The organism is Lentimicrobium sp. S6 (genome assembly GCF_013166635.1).
Lineage (GTDB): Bacteria > Bacteroidota > Bacteroidia > Bacteroidales > UBA12170 > UBA12170.
On sequence record NZ_JABKBZ010000098.1, the window covers coordinates 1 to 15,373 of the forward strand.

Genomic DNA, 15,373 nt, shown 5'->3' on the forward strand with positions numbered 1-15,373 from the left:
AAATATTTAGGAAAATTAATGTGTGAAAATGAAACAAATTAATGTGTAAATTTAGCCTAGAAATTATAGCTGTTCACACTGGCACAATAACGTCGGTATGACTGGCACAATAACGCCGGTATATCCAAATTCTTGCAGGAATGTGGTTTTTCCATGCCCAAATGGTGCTGAGAATAGAATTTTTGAGTTATACATTTTTCTTAGAAAACCATTAAATACCTGGATAGGCTCATGCATTTCAATCTTATTAATTTTCAGATAACCAATCTCTAAACCAATATTCTGATTACCAGTATTCTTATATCTAAATTCTACTTGTTGTATATCATCTTTACCTAAATTATATCTTTGACTTAAACTAATTCGATTACTACTTGGGTTATGTGAAACTAACGTTCTCAACATTAATGGTGATTGAGGTTTTTCTTGATTGAATTTATAAAAAATAATTTCTACAGTTAAATCATTTACCTTTTCATAAAAATCACTTCTATTAAACTTGGTTTTCACATCAATATACTCAATCAATAAAAAAGGTTCATCCCCTACTTGAATTGTATTGGAAGGATTTGATTTAGATAATAAAATGGGTTTGGTCATAGTTTGTTTTTTATAATTACCTATGTTTAACACTTGCTGCCTTGGATTTTCAATCCAATTTAAACAGCCTGATATCCACAAACATTCAAATGCAATTAACAAATACAGCTCTTAATGCCTTCTTTTAAAAGTCGATAAGACAATTCACTGCCCTCTACAATATACCTATTAACTTGTTTACATTCGACTTTATCCATATTAAAAACCACAACATTTACCCCTCCTTTATGTAAAGAACTATTAAAAATTATCCCATCAGCTTTATTTACAACTCTAATATATTCACAAATAAATTGTGTGGGAATATAATCTAGTTCTGAATCATATCTTCTGATAGGTTTTGATAAATCTATACTAATCAATCTCTTCAGTAGTATTTTCTTTACATATGGATATAAATCTACGGAACCAAAAGCTCCAAATATTTTTGGAACCTCTGTAAAATCTACCAGCGAAAGTGTTTCACCCTCTATTGCTCGAAACTCTGCAACTGACAGCTCATCCTTATTCAATGATTTTGTTTCATAAAATGTTGTTGAAATATCCTTGCTTAAATATAGATATGGAATACCGATTGGATTTGCCCGTCCATTTCCAACTTTATCAGGCGGGGGAGCTCCCATCTTTTCACATGGAATACATTCAGATGATTCATTATAATGAATTCTTGATCTGTATAAGGGAATATCCTTTGTGTATTCAACAACATCATTGAATAAGCTATCCCAACCTAATTCTTCTAATTTATCAATATCCAGTAAAAAGCGCTTCTTTGATCTAATCTTTTCTTTAAAATCTTTCCACTGACCAACATTCTGTAATAATTCAGGAATATAAACGACTTTTGCGTCAGCAGTTAATGACTCTTTGTTTAAATATTTCGCTAAATCTGAAATTATCAGATTCGCCAAACCACTTCCATTAAACAAATCCCATTCTCTTTGGATTTTTTTTGATATTTCTTCACCTTCTTCTTTAGGTTCAAAAAGATAGATTAATTCAATAAAGAAGTCCAAAATTTCATCAATATTCAATAATGGAATATCTTCACTTTTACAGTAATTACAATTTCCTATTTTTGAAGGAGATGATTCAATATATTTTCTTAGCTCCAAATCGTTGAAGCAATGAGGGCAAACAAACATGATGCATTGATTTATTTTATGTAATTGATTGAATTAGCTCCAGGTGGTTTTTAATTGATATTTTTTTTACCATTCCTAAACCTGGATACTTTTCTTCACTAAAATATTTTCTTAGCTCGTCAGACGCTAACGTATGAATTTCATTATCATTTAAAAACAAAACCGCTTTTCTTACTGCTTCTGCAAATTTCCCCTGAACATTCTCCTGACCTTCATTGGATTCTGATGTAAAATGTCTTATCCAAATTTCATCTTCTTCATTTTGATAGGTTAAATGAATGACAACAGCATAAGGAGATGTTCCTCCCTCTGTGAATTCGCTTGAAACAACAGTATAATCAGAGAAACCATTAAATCCTTCTGTATCAAAAAAAAGATGCTCCTCTGTGAATAATTCAGGACCTAATTCTTTATAATCTGCATTTCTATTTTGTTTATGAAAGCAATCATTCAATCTAATTATCTTTTTATCTATTCCTCTGATTTTTCTCTTTATCCGTTGTTGCTGTGAAACAATAGCCTCGATACTTGGAGCTTTTATTAATGAAATTGCTTCTTGAGAACCTAAATCTACAGAATCGCCTAAAATGAGTATGATGTTTTTCAGGTCCGCCTCTTCTATATAACTTTTAATTGATAATGAATTACTTGGCGTAACAATGAATGCAGGATGCCATTTACTGCCTATTAAATCCTCCTTTAACAAATCATATACATCTTGACGCCCTTCCAATTCACCAACCTTAGGGTTTAATACTAACGAGAAGGAAAAATCAAACTTTTTAAACTTGCCAATGGCAATTTTCAGACTATTTACTGACAGTTTAACAGGTTCAATAATTGGAATTACTTTTTGTTCAGAACCATAGTTTTCTTGTGCAAATTCACGGAGCGCAATTAATTCAAATTGTCGTCCTCTTAAATAAGGAAAATACATATGCTATAATTTAATGGGATTATTCAGTTGATCAATGATATTTTGATATTTTTTTTGATTTAAATTCATTGCCAATGCTACCTGGCGAAGTTCAAGCTCAAATTTAGTCAAAATTTCAATATTAAATTTTCTGCTCTTTATAGCTTCAATAAATAATTCATTCAGTCTTCTGGGAGGTATGTCTTTGAACAAACCCAAACAGACATCATACATGTTAAAGCTAGTCATTTGAGGTAAATAACCATAATAGGCTTTAACTACGGATTGATACTCTTTTGTCCTGAGACATTTCATGGCTATTTCAGCATCAAAATTATGGTTTTCAGTGGCAGGTCTGTCTTCTGTCAAGTAAATCTTCCCTTTTGTATAATGCAAAGCTATCACACCAGAATGCTCATCTTCTTTTAAATATTTTTCTGTTTGAGAAGAATCTGTCACTATATAATTGAAATTAAAAAGCTTTTTATAATCCGTTAACTGTCCTTTAAGTCGTTTAGGACTATCCATTTTCGTTTTAATCTCAAAGGTTTTACTATATCCATTAAATAAGGTCAAATCTGCAACTGATTTTCCAACCTTGAACTCACTAAAAGCTACAGTATTCTTTAAACTATAGTGTTTGATAATAGCTTCATTAATGATGCTATTTTTAAAGAAATATTCATTACGATAATTCTTGCCCAGCTGATTATACGCGAATTTGATATAATCTAGATAACTTTCAAATTGGCCTTTTTCTAGAGCCCTTGAATCATATTTAGCAATCCTACTTTGTAAAAAAGATAAATCACCCAGTTTTAACAGCTTCGCAAAGGCTGTAGTTGAGAAAATACCGGCGTAACTTCTCAATTTATGTTTTTCTGTATTACAGATGGGGTGATTCATAGCTTGAGGCGAATATAATATAATTAGCAACTAAAGTAAATAATTTGTTTCTCTAAATTTACTTCATTCAAAACAAAAATTAACAACAGATTGTTTATGGATTCTTTACAATTCCAATCTTGGCAAGATTTGCAATCCGACCATATAGAACTGAGCTATCGGATTGTAAATCCGATAAAGCTAGGTTTTAAGCTCTTTACTAAATGTTATTTCGACAGATTGCAGTGAAGGAGAAATCAGAAATTATTAGTAATAGTCTTCGTGCTCAAATCCCTAAAAATTCCTTATAATTGTATACTCATTCAATAGGTATATAAACCAGAATCAATGACCGCTAAATCACCGAAGAAACCCTATGGAATCTTCACCACTTTTTTACTGCATTTACATCCTCCAATGGTGGATAAATCTGCTATAAAATTCACTCGAACTTTTGGACTAGGAGGCATCAACGCCTTGCTATTTATTATATTGGCTATTACCGGCATACTCCTACGATTCTCCTATTTACCGGCACCAGAACACGCCTACGAAAGCATACTAAATTTGCAGAACCAAACTTTCTTGGGTGGACTCCTCCGAAACCTTCATCATTGGTCGGCTAAATTGATGGTGGTGACTGCATTCTTGCATCTGCTTCGGGTTTTCTTTACCCAATCTATCTATTTTGAACGAAAAAAAAACTGGTATTATGGTCTTTTGCTTTTTGCAATAGTTCTGGCATTTAACTTCACGGGATATTTACTTCCCTGGGATCAGCTTTCATTTTGGGCCGTTACTGTAGTGAGCAATATGCCTTCTTATATCCCATTTATTGGCGATGGCTTGTCCAACTTCCTTAGAGGAGGACCAGAAGTGGATGGCCACACTTTATTGAATTTCTATAATCTACATACCTCTATTCTTCCCTTGCTTTTTGTGGTGATGATGTCGCTTCACTTCTATTTAGTAAGAAAAGCAAAAGGCGTTACCGTTCAAAATCCAGAGGAAAGAGAAATGGTGAAAGTAAACCCTAATTTAGTGATACGAGAAGCATTAGTAGCCTTAGCTTTGTTTTTAGGTCTATTGATTTTCTCCATGATTTTTGCCGCGCCTCTTTTGGATTATGCAAATCCACTACTAAGCCCGAATCCCATTAAAGCACCTTGGTATTTTGCGGGTATGCAAGAATTATTGATACATATTCATCCCACCTTGGCTATTCTCATTGTCCCTCTTAGCTTGATCGGGTTTCTATTATGGATTCCGAATCAAAAGATTAATACTCAGAATATTGGAAAATGGTTTTATAATGAAAGAGGCAAAAGCTTACTGCTTTACTCCTCCTTACTCTCTGCCTTCTTTACATTTGCTATAGTATTAGTCAATGAATATTTTCTCACTGAAATGCTACTTTCAGGCCCTCCTCTTATTTTGGGCTTGGTGCCTTTCTTACTTTATATTGCATTGACTTTGGGCATTATATTCTTCCTCCAAATGAAATTTAAAATCGATAAAATTGAATTATTCAATGCTTTGTTTAGCATCATATTTTGTTCTTATTTAATATTGAGTATCATCTCCATCTATTTCAGAGGAATCAATATGGAATTAATATTTTAGCACCATGACCATGAAATTTAATAGAAGAGGATTTATAAAAAAAGGCGTCATTGCATTGATTGGTGCTCAACTGGGATATCTGTTTTTTGATTCCTTTAAAAAGAAAGGGGAAAATGAGGAAGACCAGCATTGGTATGAGGTAGGTCCCATCGGTAATCTAGAAGCCAATACCATTTATCCTTTCCAGAGTGGGCAATTCTATCTTTCAGTATTGGAGGATGGTGGAATATTGGCATTCTCTGTAAAATGCACCCATTTGGGCTGTGTGATTCAAGCTCAAAAAGATGGCTTTATCTGCCCTTGCCATGCTTCATCATTTAATAAATATGGCGAAGTGATGTCGCCTCCAGCCACTCGCGCCTTGGATACTTTCGACATCAAAGTAAGAAACGGAATCCTTTTCGTTGATCATCAAAATGCAAAGAAAAGATCTCAATTCGAAAAACCTCAAATCACCTACGCCTAAATGAAAGATAATCAAAAATATAAAAGAATCATACAGCTCTTAGGCTTTCTCGCCTTAGTGATGATTCCCCTATACTTGCTTTTACAGGTTTATGTTTTTCCTCAAGAAGATTCTTCCACTCCTAAAGAACCTCAATATGTAGGAGGACAAGTATGTCTAGAATGCCACCAAAAGGAATTTGAAGACTGGAAAGGTTCTGATCATGATTTAGCTATGACTGAAGCTACTGAAGAATTCGTACTGGGAGACTTTTCCGATGCTGAAATCAATAGAAATGAAATCATCCATAAAGCCTATAAAAAAGGTAAAGACTTTTTTGTCCTTACAGATGGAGCTGATGGAGAAATGCAGGAGTTTCAGATAAAATACACCTTTGGACATTATCCTTTGCAGCAATATTTAGTAGAATTTGAGGAAGGTAGATTACAAACATTAGCCTTAACTTGGAACAGTAGAGACAGTAATTGGTATTATATGGCCGATTCAGTTTATAGAGACATGAACGTGAATCACGAGAACTGGCTGCATTGGACCAATCAATCACAAAACTGGAATTCCATGTGTGCCGATTGTCATTCTACCAACCTTAAGACTGGTTACCAACACGAAAGTCAATCTTATAATACCACTTGGTCGGAAATCGATGTGAGCTGCGAAGCCTGTCATGGACCTGCTTCTGAACATATGATATGGGCCGAGAAACCTGAGTATTTGCGCTCAAGAGAAGCGAAAATGGGTTTAAGTGTTCAAACCTCTAATATTGATAATGAAGCTTTTGTAAATATTTGTGCCCGTTGTCATTCACGCCGAGCCTCATTATCTGATTATGCTCCCCATGATCAAAGTATGTATAATCACATGATTCCTGTATTACCGGTGGAGCCTCAATTTCATATCGATGGTCAGATTTTGGATGAAGATTATGTTTTTGCATCCTTCACCCAAAGTAAAATGTATATGAACGATGTGAAGTGTAATGATTGCCATAATGTACACAGCGGCCAACTTATTTTACAAGGAAACGCACTTTGCTTACAATGTCACCAGGCAGATACTTATGACAGTCCTCAACATCATTTTCATAAGGCAAAAGGGGAAGACGGTAAAGGCTTAATATCTGAAGCAGGTGAGTTTTTCGATGTTGGAAGTGGCACCGAATGTATCAACTGCCACATGCACGGACAAAACTATATGGGAGTGGATTATCGCCGCGATCATAGCTTTAGAATTCCTCGCCCGGATTTGACAAAGAAGCTAGGTTCTCCCAATGCTTGTAATCAATGTCACACCCAAGAAACTGCTGACTGGGCACAAACTTATATAGAGAAATGGCATGGTAGCAGTAGACCATTTCAATATGGAGAAGCTTTTCACAATGCCAATTTGGAAACCCTAGGTTCCGATGAGCAATTGATTAAGATGATAGAAGATGAATTATATCCTCTCAATATCAGAAGTGCTGCCATCATGTATTTGGGGCAACAAAGCCATCCAAGAACTAAGGAAATCATATATCAATCCTTAAAAAGCATTCATCCGCTCATTCGTATTTACAGCATCAGGAAGATGGATGTGCAAGACCCTGACGATTTAGAACAACTCTTCCCGCTTCTTTATGATGAAACTAAGGCCGTCAGAATAGAAATGGCCTCTAAGCTTGCTCTTATTCCTGCAGAATATATTCCTGAGAAACATAAAGAAATGCTCCAAAAAAATGGAGAGGAGTATTTGGAGGTTCTAGAATTTAATAGCGACTTTCCTTTGGGCAAATATAATTTGGGTAATTACTATTATAATAGAGCCGATCATCAGAATGCTGAGAAGTATTATTTAATGGCATTGGAGCAAGATCAAGATTTGCATCAGTTAAAAATGAATTTGGCCATTATGTATAGTGGGATTGGCAGAGCTGTGGAGGCCGAAGAATTATTGGCCAACTATATTGAAGCCGTGCCTGAGGATTATTCGGTCTATTATAATTATGGTTTGATATTGGCAGAAAACAAGAAATATGAGGAGTCTATAAAATACTTAAAAATTGCTAGTGATCAACTTCCTCAAAATTCCAGAGTAGATTATAATATTGCCATGCTTTATGAGTTTGAAAAGGACTTGAAGAAAACCGAATTCTATCTTTTGAAAGCCCTAAAGAAAGAAAATAGTGAAAACAATTATTCCAATTTATATCAGTTTTATAACAGAACACAACAGCAAGTTAAGGCTGAAAAATTGGCGAATGAAATTCGAAATGTATTTAGGGAATAATATATAATATTATGGGATTTGCAGAATCAGGAGCTACAAGATTAAAAAACAATAGGAACTTGATTGGCCAAAAGGCTAAAATGAATGATGCTCATTTGAAACTTGGAAAATCGAATAAAAATACGAAGAAGCATAAAAATAAAATGACGAAAGATGAATTTGATAGATTCAAATTTGAGCTTCAAAATAAAAAAGAAAAGGATAACAGAAGATCGGTTCTAACTTTAGTGTTTTTAGCTTTATTAGCCATATTATTTGTTGTTTTATTATTGGTGTTTTTAAATTAAAAGAAATAAATTAAAGGATGAACCCAAGAAACTGTCTCCTTATAATTATCATTCTTTCTTTTGCAAACAGCATTAATGCTCAGTCCTTTGATGATTTGATTATCACTAAGAAGAAAGATAGCATTCATTGTAAAATCACTTTGATAAATGATTATAGTATTTTCTATGACTACAAAAAGAAGAAAAATACTAAATCTACTTTTATTTCAAAGACAGAAGTTTTAGAATACTTATCGGAGACATACAAGGTAGATGAAAACCTGAAATTCTCAAGGAATTACCCTAGCTGTGATACCTGCAAAAACTGGATCGTATTAAAATCCGATGATACTTTATTTTATAATATCAAATTGAATTTACTCATAAAAGAGGGATATCACTTTAGCGAATTTCGAGTTAAAGAAAAAGAATCCATTTCATATTATACTTTTGACGTCATTAAATCAGCTCTTTGGAATAATGCATATTATTATTCCTTTAACTTATCGAATAGGGAAATCTTTGACTCAGAAAATAAAAATATTTTACAAAACGTTCTTCAAAAGGAGTTCGTTGGTTATGAAAAATATAGTGGACGATTAAAAATAGTCGAGTTCTTTTATGAAATTCTTCAATTTAACGACTATAGTACACACATAGAACTTGGTTATTGTATCCTAGATAAATCAGAATATGTCTATATCCCCAATAATAGAAAGGGATTCATTGAAGTGATAAGAAAATATATTACTGAAAATCCGAAATTACTTGAAGCCATAGAAAACAAAGAGTTCAAATACAAAGATCTTGAAACGATAATAAAAATCTATAATCTAGAGTAGTATTTAGAAAATAAAACATCATGAACTCAACAGAAATATTAGCCAAAAAACTAAAGCAACTCTACTCCTATCAAAGCTTAAATCAAATGACGATAGAGCTCATAGCTGCCTATCAAGCCAAAAGCCAGAATTTAATTCAAGCTATTGCACATAAAGTTTTAGATTCTTCTGAGGAGTCTTTCACTCGACAATTCTCCAAGATTATTCAATTATTCCATCCTGATAAAGAGACTTATTGGAAACAAAGGATAGACGAGTTATTGGAGTATGAGGATTTGGAAGAACTAAGAAAATTAAATAGTATAACAATTGTTCAGGCCTTATTGAAAGAAGGAGTTAGAGAACAAGAAACTATAGATCCTGAGGTAGATTTTGAGAGTGAATATGTATGGGAAGAACAAGCAGATGAATACAGTTTCCACGAGGAAGAAGAATTTATGGAGGAAGAAATCATGGACCAGGAACCTGACTATATTAGTTTCTACGATGCCATAAAACTCAGAGAACTCGGAGACCTCATTAAGACTTTCCCCACCTATTACCTCGAAGACTTTGATGAATTTGAATTGGCCTCCTCCAAAATCGATTCCTTAGATGGACTGCAATATTGCAAACATGTAGAAGTTCTCGATGTCTCGGATAATGAAATTGCTGACCTTTCAGTACTTTGGGAACTCACCCAAGTCAAAGAACTATATTTGGCTCATAATCAGATTTTCGATATCGATGTATTGAGTAATTTGGTAGGATTAAAATCGCTGGATATTTCATTTAATCAGGTTGATGATATCTCCCCTCTTTTTATGTTAGAGGAATTGGAGTTTGTGAATTTGATGGCTAACCCTATTCCAAAAATACAAATGGAGAAGTTAAAAGATAAAGGCGTTCAAATTCTGTTTTAAGCAACAAAGTATACACCTCAAAAACAAAGTTTTAAATAAAATATTTAACACTTGTTGCTAACATTTTACTGTGTACCTTTGCAAAAAATTTGACTATGATTGTTTTTGAAGATATGAACCTGATTAAGAGCTTAAGAAATGCTATTCAGGATTTAGGATTAGAGCGCCCCACCCCCATTCAGATTGAGTCTTTCAATCCTGTATTATCAGGACAAGATTTAGTTGGAATCGCGCAAACGGGTACTGGTAAAACCTATGCCTATACTATTCCTATTCTTCAAGGATTAAAGTTCTCCAAACAAGATCATCCTCGTGTTTTAGTCATTGTTCCTACTCGTGAACTCGTACTTCAAACTTCCGAAAACATTCGAAACCTCTGTAAATACAGTAATTTAAGAGTACTTGGAGTTTATGGTGGAACCAATATTAATACTCAAAAGAAAGCAGTTGCTCAAGGCTGTGATATCTTGGTAGCTACTCCTGGTCGCCTTTTCGATTTGGCAGTTACCAAAGTCCTTACTTTAAAAGGTATCAAAAAACTAGTTATTGATGAGGTAGATGTGATGTTGGATTTGGGTTTTATCCGTCAGTTAGAATCTATCTTTGAGATGATACCTGAAAAGCGTCAAAACTTGATGTATTCAGCTACCATGACGGAAGAAGTAGCCACTTTGATTAATGAGTATTTCTTGACTCCAAAAACCATTTCTATAGCTATAAGTGGTACTCCTTTAGATAATATTGCTCAAACCGTTTATCCTGTCCCCAATTTTCATACAAAAATAAATCTTCTCTCTCATTTATTAAGTGATGAGAAAAAATTCTCCAAAGTTTTAGTCTTTACGCCAAGTAAAAAAGTGGCCGACTTAATATTTGAAAAGCTTACGGAAGAGTACGAAGAGCAAATGTGTATTATTCACTCCAATAAATCGCAAAACTATCGTGAACGTTCTGTTCGTGATTTTGATGCTGGAGAAAATAGAATCATGATAGCCACCGATGTGATGGCTAGAGGGCTGGATTTAGATAAATTGAGTCATGTGATTAGCTTTGACACACCAACATTTCCTGAAAACTATATGCATAGAATTGGTAGAACGGGTCGTGCAGAACAACAAGGAAAATCTATATTATTCTTCACTCCCTACGAAGAGAAATATAAAGATGCCATTGAGGAATTGATGTCTTATGAAATACCAAAAAAGAAATTTCCTAAAGCGGTAGATATTTCAAGAGAACTTACTGCTGAAGAAAGACCAAAAGGCTTAGAGATAAACAGTATACACAAGTTGCCAGCCGTTATACAAGGTGGAAAAGCTTTTCATGAAAAGAGTGAAAAGAACTCCAAAACCAACCAAGGAGGTTCTTATAAAAGACTAATCAAGAAGAAATATAAGAAACCTAAAACTAAAGGGGATAAGATTTTTAATAAGAAATATAAGAAGAGATAAATTCACTTATAATTTTTCAGGCTATTTACAATAGAAATAGTGAATTATAAGAAGCTACTGAGTAACCGATTTATTCCTCCATTTACCACTGGCATAATAGACAAAGGCCAAGCCCATACCAAAGAACCAGCCAATGGGGATACCCCACCAAATACCTATTCTGCCCATTTCTTCAGCCATCAAATAAGATGCAGGAATTCGTATAAACCAAAGTGCAACGAGCGTGATAAACATAGGAATTAATGTGGCTCCCGCTCCTCTTAATACTCCATTTACTACAAACATTAAACTAAATAGCACATAAAATGGCGCTACTACTCTTATATACTCAACCCCTACCTCAATCACTTTGGCATCATCAGAAAAAGCCATCACAATTTGACGTGGAAATAGCATATAAACCGTTGTAACAATTATGGTCAGAATGGTACTTAAAATCAAAGTAGAAAAGAATCCTGCCCTGACTCTTCCTGGTTTATTGGCACCAATATTTTGCCCAACAAAGGGAGCTACTGCAGCCGAAAATGCCATGGCTAACATAGCTGGAACCGAATCAATTCTCATCCCAACGCTATAAGCAGCAACGGTGTCTGTTCCAAATTTATTGACAATCCCAAACAAAGCTACCATACCAAAAGCTACAAAGGTTTGCTGAAAACCTGTTGGCAATCCAATTTTTACACTTTGGGTAAATATCTTCTTATCGAACTTTAACCTACTAGGATGCAGCGTTAATAAGTCATGAGTTTTATTTAAATATATAATTCCAGTAATAAAAGCTCCTCCTTGTGCAATAATGGTAGCGAAAGCAGCTCCTCCCACTCCCCAATGAAATACACCTATGAATAACCAATCTAATAGAATATTTATTAAAGTGGCAATGATAGTGAAGTATAAAGGTGTTTTAGAATCACCCAACCCGCGTAGAATAGCATTGGTCCCTGCAAAGCCAAAAAACAATACATTTCCAGACATATATATCTGCAAATACTTCACTGCTTGTGGCAAAACATCTTCAGGCAAATCGGTGAATTCGAATATTTGACGAGCAAAAACTATCCCCAACACACTTAAGGCTGCAGAAGCAAAAAACATAAAAATATAGAGGGTATCAATAGCTCGCTTAACCGCTTCATTATTCTTGGCACCATAATATTGTGAAATGACGACAGTAGAACCAGATCCAATTCCTATTACAAAAGATATTAAGGCAAAGATAACGGGGAAACTAGCTCCTACAGCAGCTAGGCCTTCTTTACCCACATAATTCCCAATAAATATGCTGTCAACAATATTATATAATTGCTGAAACAGACTACCAAACAAAATTGGAATGGCAAAGTTTAAAATCAATCGGGTTTCACTACCTTTTGTAAAATCTTTCATTCAATTATTTAAGAGCTGCAAATGTAGTTATTATGCTGCATTTTAAAAGTTAAAAATATATAGCCCTAAAGATAGTATCAACAAAAATCAATATTGAAATCATGCTTTTTTAGAGTCAATATAAACTATAATCTGGTATCATTTCAGGCTCTATATTTTGTAATTTTGATGTTTAAATGAACTACAAACACTTAAATAAAAATATTATGTCAGAAAGTTTAAGAGGAACAAAAACAGAGCAAAATTTATTGAAAGCATTTGCTGGTGAATCACAAGCAAGAAACCGTTATGAGTTCTTTGCTAAGCAAGCTAAAAAAGAAGGATTTGTACAAATAGCTAATATTTTCCAAGAAACAGCCGACCAAGAAAAAGAACATGCCAAGCGTTTTTTTAAATTCCTAGAAGGTGGAATGACAGAAATCACTGCTACTTTCCCATCTGGAATTATTGGTACTACTGCTGAGAACTTAAAGGCTTCTGCAGAAGGTGAAAATGAAGAATGGACTGATTTATATCCTGAATTTGCAAGAATAGCAGAAGAAGAAGGTTTCAAGAAAATAGCTGTAGCTTTTAAAATGATTGCAAAAGTAGAAGCAGAACACGAGAAACGTTTCTTAAAGCTTTTACAAAATATTTCTGAAGACCAAGTTTTCATGAAAGATGGAAAGGTTTGGTGGAAATGCTTGAACTGTGGTTATATCTACGAGTCTGCAAAAGCTTTAGAATTATGCCCAGCTTGTCTTCACCCACAATCATATATGCAAGTTAAAGAAGATAATTATTAAATCTTCCTAACCTGAATAATTCATGCGATTAGTTTGTATCAGATGTGAGGCGACTAACTCAGTAGGCATAGTAGCCTATTTCAATAAGTTAGCAACAAAGCAGATGGCATGAATTAATCAGGCTAATATTTAATTCATTAGAGACTACCTGAAATATCATACTTAGTGTAGAAATATTTAAGTATTGAAGATATCCTTATATCAGACAGTCTCTTTTTTTATATTTGCAACATGCGAATACTCACATTTACTCTATTTCTACTTATCAATTTATCTTCATTTGGTCAATGTCAAATTATTGGTCACATAAAGGATGTTAAAGACAGCACCTACCTCTACCTTCAAGAAAATAGAGGAGGTAAATACCATACTATAGATTCATGTTTACTAGATAAACAAGGGAAATACGAGTTCGGTGGTCAATTTGCAACAGGTTATTATTCCTTAATGTTAGAACCTGATAATTGGGTGCAGTTTATTATTAGCCCCAATGAAGATTTTATTCAAATTGACTTTTCATCTCCCCAACTTAGAAACCATCTGGAAGTGACAAAATCCAATAATAATATCGAATTATGGAATTTTATCAGGTTTAGAAACCTCATCAAATCTAAGATATCGGAAAATAGTATTGAAAAATCTTATGCTGCAAAAGAAAACATAGAACTCACTCATTTTGAAAATATAGAAGACAGTTTGAATTTGGGTTATCACCAGTTTTTAATAAAGACTTATCAAGAAAAACCCACATCCTTTTTCGCCAAAACCATCATCAGTGATATTGAAATAGATCAAAAGGAAGACTTTTTTAAATATACTTTTTTTGAGGATGCTGAACTAATAAGGTCTGGAGTATTGACCCATCAGGTGATGAAATACCTCCAATTTCATACAGACTATACAGAGGATGGTTTTATCCAATCTGTTGACGAGATTTTAGAGCAAGCTTCAGTAAATCATGAAGTATATGAGTTTATTTTAAACTACCTCCTAGAATTGTTTAACGAGGTTGGACCAGATGTGGTTTTAGACTATCTAGTAGAGCATTATGTGATTGGAGATGCCTGTAGCGACATGACTTATTCCGATGCCTTAAATGCAAAATTAATTGCCTACAAGAATTTACAAATTGGCAAGAAAGTAGCCAATGTGAGTATATTTAATCATGAAGGCATTATGATGAATCTTTATGACTTATGTAGTTTTTCGAAACTAAATATTCTCTTTTTTGGTTCTAGCGCCTGTCATTTTTGTCAAGAAGCTATTCCGCAGTTAAAAGAACTGATTCAAGAACCCTCCAATAAAGATATTAAAATCATCTATATATCTCTTGACACAGAGGCCGAGGCTTGGCTTTCTCCCATTCCAAAAGATACCCAACAGTGGGTTTACTTATCAGAGCTCAAAGGTTGGGATTCAAAATCGGCTGAGATTTATCAAGTTCACAAAACTCCAAGTTATTACCTCCTCGATGCTAATGCCAATATACTTAGTAAACCTCGTAGCGTGGATGAACTGCAAAAAGACATGGATTTTCTTAATAAAAAGTAATGCATTTACAGGCTTAGTCTATTGGAATAAACATATGGTTTTCATGATAGACAAACGTATCACCACTACCAAGCCCATCTTGCCTAACGATTCATGAGCCACTAATTTTGGTGCATGAAAAAGAATCAAAAGTATAGCAAGTCAAATATGTTTCCTGTTATTAAAAGTTGGCGGGAGGGCAGTTTATCTCAAGGGCAGTTTTGTAAAGAAAACGAATATTGTATTTCCACTTTTCAATATTGGCTAAAGAAATACCGAGAAGAGTATCCCGATAAAAAGAAGAAAAACAA

At 34.0% G+C, this 15,373-nt stretch carries 14 protein-coding genes; 9 read left to right on the plus strand and 5 right to left on the minus strand.

Annotated elements, in window-relative coordinates; genetic code table 11:
• Positions 1-63 precede the first annotated feature (63 nt).
• The 4 genes from HNS40_RS20205 to HNS40_RS20220 all read right to left on the minus strand — a co-directional run bounded on the left by HNS40_RS20205 (position 64) and on the right by HNS40_RS20220 (position 3,531).
• Positions 64-600, minus strand: a complete 537-nt coding sequence (locus HNS40_RS20205; protein ID WP_172284361.1) for a hypothetical protein — start codon at positions 598-600, stop codon at positions 64-66.
• Between the two features lie 95 nt (positions 601-695).
• The gene (locus HNS40_RS20210; protein ID WP_172284363.1) at positions 696-1,715 is read right to left on the minus strand and encodes an RES domain-containing protein; all 1,020 of its coding nucleotides are present in this window, start codon (positions 1,713-1,715) and stop codon (positions 696-698) included.
• 46 nt (positions 1,716-1,761) lie between these two features.
• Positions 1,762-2,682, minus strand: a complete 921-nt coding sequence (locus HNS40_RS20215; RefSeq protein WP_172284365.1) for a sce7725 family protein — start codon at positions 2,680-2,682, stop codon at positions 1,762-1,764.
• Positions 2,683-2,685: 3 nt separating this feature from the next.
• Entirely contained in the window at positions 2,686-3,531 is an 846-nt protein-coding gene (locus HNS40_RS20220; protein ID WP_172284368.1) for a sce7726 family protein, read from the minus strand.
• 363 nt (positions 3,532-3,894) lie between these two features.
• On the opposite strand from HNS40_RS20220, the gene HNS40_RS20225 reads away from it, so the two are divergent.
• From HNS40_RS20225 to HNS40_RS20255, 7 genes are all read left to right on the plus strand, one after another.
• Positions 3,895-5,169, plus strand: coding sequence for a cytochrome b N-terminal domain-containing protein (locus tag HNS40_RS20225; protein WP_172284370.1), 1,275 nt, complete (start codon positions 3,895-3,897; stop codon positions 5,167-5,169).
• Positions 5,170-5,173: 4 nt separating this feature from the next.
• A complete protein-coding gene (locus HNS40_RS20230; RefSeq protein WP_172284372.1) occupies positions 5,174-5,635 on the plus strand; it encodes a ubiquinol-cytochrome c reductase iron-sulfur subunit in 462 nt (153 codons plus the stop codon).
• Positions 5,636-7,900 (plus strand): multiheme c-type cytochrome, encoded by a 2,265-nt coding sequence (locus tag HNS40_RS20235; RefSeq protein ID WP_172284374.1) that lies wholly within the window; start codon positions 5,636-5,638, stop codon positions 7,898-7,900.
• A gap of 11 nt (positions 7,901-7,911) precedes the next feature.
• Positions 7,912-8,187 carry a hypothetical protein gene (locus HNS40_RS20240; protein ID WP_172284376.1) on the plus strand — a complete coding sequence of 92 codons (276 nt, stop codon included), beginning with the start codon at positions 7,912-7,914 and terminating at the stop codon, positions 8,185-8,187.
• Between the two features lie 17 nt (positions 8,188-8,204).
• Complete coding sequence (locus tag HNS40_RS20245) at positions 8,205-9,008, plus strand: hypothetical protein (protein WP_172284378.1); 804 nt, start codon at positions 8,205-8,207, stop codon at positions 9,006-9,008.
• Between the two features lie 20 nt (positions 9,009-9,028).
• The gene (locus tag HNS40_RS20250) at positions 9,029-9,910 is read left to right on the plus strand and encodes a leucine-rich repeat domain-containing protein (protein ID WP_172284380.1); all 882 of its coding nucleotides are present in this window, start codon (positions 9,029-9,031) and stop codon (positions 9,908-9,910) included.
• 95 nt (positions 9,911-10,005) lie between these two features.
• Positions 10,006-11,361 (plus strand): DEAD/DEAH box helicase, encoded by a 1,356-nt coding sequence (locus HNS40_RS20255; RefSeq protein ID WP_172284382.1) that lies wholly within the window; start codon positions 10,006-10,008, stop codon positions 11,359-11,361.
• A 54-nt stretch (positions 11,362-11,415) separates the two neighbouring features.
• Here HNS40_RS20255 and HNS40_RS20260 read toward each other — a convergent pair whose 3' ends face one another.
• Positions 11,416-12,747, minus strand: a complete 1,332-nt coding sequence (locus HNS40_RS20260) for an MATE family efflux transporter (RefSeq protein ID WP_172284384.1) — start codon at positions 12,745-12,747, stop codon at positions 11,416-11,418.
• Between the two features lie 206 nt (positions 12,748-12,953).
• Here HNS40_RS20260 and rbr point away from each other — a divergent pair, with 206 nt between their 5' ends.
• Positions 12,954-13,532: a rubrerythrin gene (rbr, locus tag HNS40_RS20265; protein ID WP_172284386.1), complete on the plus strand. Its 579-nt coding sequence runs from the start codon at positions 12,954-12,956 to the stop codon at positions 13,530-13,532.
• A gap of 231 nt (positions 13,533-13,763) precedes the next feature.
• Entirely contained in the window at positions 13,764-15,083 is a 1,320-nt protein-coding gene (locus HNS40_RS20270; RefSeq protein WP_172284388.1) for a thioredoxin-like domain-containing protein, read from the plus strand.
• Positions 15,084-15,373 lie beyond the last annotated feature (290 nt).

Excerpts from the sequence above, each read along its gene's own strand:
- HNS40_RS20205 (WP_172284361.1), bottom strand. The coding sequence starts at position 600 with ATGACCAAACCCATTTTATTATCTAAATCAAATCCTTCCAATACAATT.
- HNS40_RS20215 (WP_172284365.1), bottom strand. The coding sequence starts at position 2,682 with ATGTATTTTCCTTATTTAAGAGGACGACAATTTGAATTAATTGCGCTC.
- HNS40_RS20225 (WP_172284370.1), top strand. The coding sequence starts at position 3,895 with ATGACCGCTAAATCACCGAAGAAACCCTATGGAATCTTCACCACTTTT.
- HNS40_RS20230 (WP_172284372.1), top strand. The coding sequence starts at position 5,174 with ATGACCATGAAATTTAATAGAAGAGGATTTATAAAAAAAGGCGTCATT.
- HNS40_RS20235 (WP_172284374.1), top strand. The coding sequence starts at position 5,636 with ATGAAAGATAATCAAAAATATAAAAGAATCATACAGCTCTTAGGCTTT.
- HNS40_RS20240 (WP_172284376.1), top strand. The coding sequence starts at position 7,912 with ATGGGATTTGCAGAATCAGGAGCTACAAGATTAAAAAACAATAGGAAC.
- HNS40_RS20245 (WP_172284378.1), top strand. The coding sequence starts at position 8,205 with ATGAACCCAAGAAACTGTCTCCTTATAATTATCATTCTTTCTTTTGCA.
- HNS40_RS20250 (WP_172284380.1), top strand. The coding sequence starts at position 9,029 with ATGAACTCAACAGAAATATTAGCCAAAAAACTAAAGCAACTCTACTCC.
- HNS40_RS20255 (WP_172284382.1), top strand. The coding sequence starts at position 10,006 with ATGATTGTTTTTGAAGATATGAACCTGATTAAGAGCTTAAGAAATGCT.
- HNS40_RS20260 (WP_172284384.1), bottom strand. The coding sequence starts at position 12,747 with ATGAAAGATTTTACAAAAGGTAGTGAAACCCGATTGATTTTAAACTTT.
- rbr (WP_172284386.1), top strand. The coding sequence starts at position 12,954 with ATGTCAGAAAGTTTAAGAGGAACAAAAACAGAGCAAAATTTATTGAAA.
- HNS40_RS20270 (WP_172284388.1), top strand. The coding sequence starts at position 13,764 with ATGCGAATACTCACATTTACTCTATTTCTACTTATCAATTTATCTTCA.